Genomic DNA, 3,412 nt, shown 5'->3' with positions numbered 1-3,412 from the left:
ATCTGCTGGCCATCCGCCAGCGGAAACTCGAGTTGCCCTTCCAGCACCCGCGCATTGGGGTTGAAGAACTCCATCTCGATGCGGGTCTCGCCGAGCCCGGCCACCACCCGGCTGTCCAGGCTGACCTGGCGCAGCCGCACCGGCACCTCGGCACCGGCCACCTGCAGCAGCGGCGCTATTGCTGGCGGCTGCGGCGTGGCTGCCGGGCGCGTCTGCGCCATACCGACCTGCGTTCCCAGCCACAGCATGCCCAGCAGGCCGATCCCACGAAGTGCGCGTTCCATGTGACGCTCCCGATCCGATGACAGCAGGTTGAACGGATCATGCCGGCAAACGGGGTTGACGCGATGCAAGGCTTGGCGTGTCCGCCGTCCTGGGCCAAGATGCCGCTCCCTCGATGTACCACCACAAGGACGTCCACGTGCGCCTGCCCGCCCTGCTTCCCCTGTTGCTGTTGACCCCGATCCTGCCGGCCCAGGCCGCGCCCGATGCCAGCAGCGGACTAAGCTTCACCCACAACGACTGGACCCTGGCCTGCGACAACACCCGCACCTGCCGGGCGGCCGGTTACCAGAACGACGAGGACGGTGGCAATGCACCGGTCTCGATCCTGCTGACCCGCGTGGCCGGTCCCGACCAGCCGGTCAAGGCCAAGCTGATGCTGGGGCAGTACGACGAGACCACGCTGCCCACGCAACTGTCGCTGCAGATCAACGACGCGAAGCTTGGCGCGCTGAAGTACGCCGCCAGCGACGGCACCGCCGACCTCTCGCCGGCACAGACCACCGCGCTGCTCACGTCGTTGACCCGTGACAGCCGCATCGTGCTGGTCGGCAACGACGGCAAGCGCTGGATCGTGTCCGACCGCGGTGCATCGGCAGTGCTGTTGAAGATGGACGAATTCCAGGGCCGGCTGGGCACGCCCGGCGCGGTGATGCGCAAGGGCAAGAACCCCGAATCCGCGGTGTTGCCGGCCGTGCCGATGCCGGTGGTCAAGCTGGCCAAGGTGGTCCCCACCCGTCCCGCCGACGAAGCCCTGGCTCACTCCGCCGCGCTGCGTGCCGCGCTCGCCGCGGCGACCTCGGCCGACGATTGCGAAGCCCTGCACCCCGGCGACAGCGTGATTGCCAACGAAGGCCCGCAGGAGATCACCGTGCAGCGCCTGAGTGCGGACAAGTTGCTGGTCTCGCAGGCTTGCTGGCGCGCGGCCTACAACACCGGTGACGGCTACTGGGTGGTCAACGACCGCGCCCCGTACCAGCCCCGGCTGGTGACCACCTCGGGCGAGGGCGATGACGTGCGCACCATCGGCGAATCGCACAAGGGCCGCGGCCTGGGCGACTGCTTCTACAGCACCACCTGGGGCTGGACCGGCACCCAGTTCGTGAAGACCGAAGTCTCCAGCACCGGGCTGTGCCGGCTGGTGTCGGCCGGCGGCGCCTGGGAGATGCCCACGTTGGTGAGCAAGGTGGTGGAATAAGCCCGCACCGCGGTGCTGCGCGCGTGGCGCGCAGCACTCATGCGTCGGCGCAATGCTCGATGATCAACTGGATCGCGCCGCCGCCGCGGTAATCGTCGCTGACCAGCCGGTAGGCGATATGCACGTGGTTGGCGGGCGCGTTGCCCTTCCAGCCACTGAAGTGGATCGCGTTGAGCGGCTCGGCCCGCCCGGGGACGCGCAGGCTGAGTTTCAGGTGCTTTTCCTTCAACACCTGCCAACGCGCGACCTGGAAGTGACCATCGAACAGCGGCTCAGGGAAGGCCTGGCCCCACGGGCCGGCCAGGCGCAGTGCCTCGGCGTGGCGGTAATCCAGCTCCTCGGCGCTCAACTCGCCATCGCTCATCAGCTGTTGCTGCAACGATGCCGGGTCCATGCTGGCGCCGACCACGGCGACGAAGGCCTGCTGGAAATCGTCGAGGCGTGCATGCGGCAGGCTCAAGCCGGCGGCCATGGCGTGGCCACCGAACTTGTCGATCAGGCCCGGGTGCGCGGCATTGACCAGCGCCAACGCATCACGGATGTGGAAGCCGGGAATGGAACGGGCCGAGCCGCGCAGCGAATCGCTGCCCGGCTCGGACGGGGCGAAGGCGATCACCGGGCGATGCAGGCGATCCTTCATCTTCGAGGCAACCAGGCCGACCACGCCGGGATGCCACTCGGCATCGAACAGGCAGGCTGCGATCGGGCGCTCGCCTTCGGCGCCGAGCACCGCGCGTGATACCGCCAGTTCCGCATCGTCGGTCATCAACTGCTGCACCGCGCGGCGTTCGGCGTTGATCTGCTCCAGGGTCTGGGCGATCTCGCGCGCCTGGCTGCGGTCTTCGGTGAGCAGCAGCTCGATGCCCAGCGCCATGTCTTCCAGCCGGCCGGCGGCATTGAGGCGCGGCCCGAGCGCGAAACCGATGTCGGTGGCACTCAGGCGCGCCGGGTCGCGACCGCTGGCTTCGATCAGTGCCTGCAGGCCCACGCAGCCCTGCCCGCTGCGCAACCGGCGCAGGCCGGCCGACACCAGTGCGCGGTTGTTGGCATCCAGCGCGACCAGATCGGCGACAGTGCCGACCGCGACCAGGTCCAGCAGGGTCAGCAGATCCGGTTCGCGGATGGTGGCAAAGGCGCCCTGCTCGCGCAGGTGGCGGCGCAGCGCCATCAGCACGTAGAAAATCACCCCGACGCCGGCCAGCGCCTTGCTCGGGAAGGCGTCGCCGTCGATGTTCGGGTCCACCAGCGCATCGGCGGGCGGCAGCTGTTCGCCGGGCAGATGGTGGTCGGTGACCAATACCTTCCAGCCCAGCGCCTTGGCGGCGGCGACGCCGGCATGGCAGGCGATGCCGTGGTCGACGGTGACCAGCAGGCCCGGCTGCGATGGCGCCAGGTCGGCCACCAGCGACGGTGACAGGCCATAGCCGTGCAGCATGCGGTTGGGCACGGCGTGCACCACGTCGCGCGCGCCGAGCATGCGCAAGCCGCGCACGCCGACGGCGCAGGCGGTGGCGCCATCGCAGTCGAAATCGCCGACCACCAGGATGCGTTCGTTGTCGGCGATGGCCGTGGCCAGCAGCTCCACCGCGGCCTGCATGCTGCCCATCAACTCCGGTGCGTGCAGTTGGGCCAGCTTCGGCTGCGCCTGCGCGGCGTCGGTCACCCCGCGTGCAGCGTACAGGCGCTGCAGCAGCGGCAGCATGTCGGCCGGCCAGTCGGCGGCAAGGGACGCGGGCGGGCGGCGCTGGATCTGGGGCGTATCGGAAGAAGACAAGGCAGACTCGAATGGCAGGCGGAACGCCGAACAGGTGTCGACGCAGGCCATGATACCGGCTGCTGGCGGCAACCCGCCGCACACATGGATCTGGTAGAGCCACCCCATGGGTGGCTGCGCGCGGTGCCGGAACGAAATGCAGCCACGCATGGCGTGGC

General features: G+C 69.2%; 3 protein-coding genes. 1 reads left to right on the top strand and 2 read right to left on the bottom strand.

Annotated features, from left to right (window positions below; genetic code table 11):
- On the bottom strand, nt 1-284 hold a 284-nt coding region (locus RTO53_RS17610; RefSeq protein ID WP_312239015.1), incomplete at its 3' end, for a hypothetical protein.
- A gap of 77 nt (nt 285-361) precedes the next feature.
- On the opposite strand from RTO53_RS17610, the gene RTO53_RS17605 reads away from it, so the two are divergent.
- On the top strand, nt 362-1,480 hold the full coding sequence (locus RTO53_RS17605) for a DUF1176 domain-containing protein (RefSeq protein WP_312239014.1): 1,119 nt from the start codon (nt 362-364) through the stop codon (nt 1,478-1,480).
- 37 nt (nt 1,481-1,517) lie between these two features.
- Here RTO53_RS17605 and recJ read toward each other — a convergent pair whose 3' ends face one another.
- Nucleotides 1,518-3,305, bottom strand: coding sequence for a single-stranded-DNA-specific exonuclease RecJ (recJ, locus tag RTO53_RS17600; RefSeq protein WP_312239013.1), 1,788 nt, complete (start codon nt 3,303-3,305; stop codon nt 1,518-1,520).
- Nucleotides 3,306-3,412 lie beyond the last annotated feature (107 nt).

Origin of the sequence: Stenotrophomonas sp., assembly GCF_031995405.1 — a bacterium.
Taxonomy (GTDB): Bacteria; Pseudomonadota; Gammaproteobacteria; order Xanthomonadales; family Xanthomonadaceae; genus Stenotrophomonas.
The sequence above is the reverse complement of the archived record's forward strand: the minus strand, read 5'-3'. Positions and strand labels throughout refer to the sequence as shown.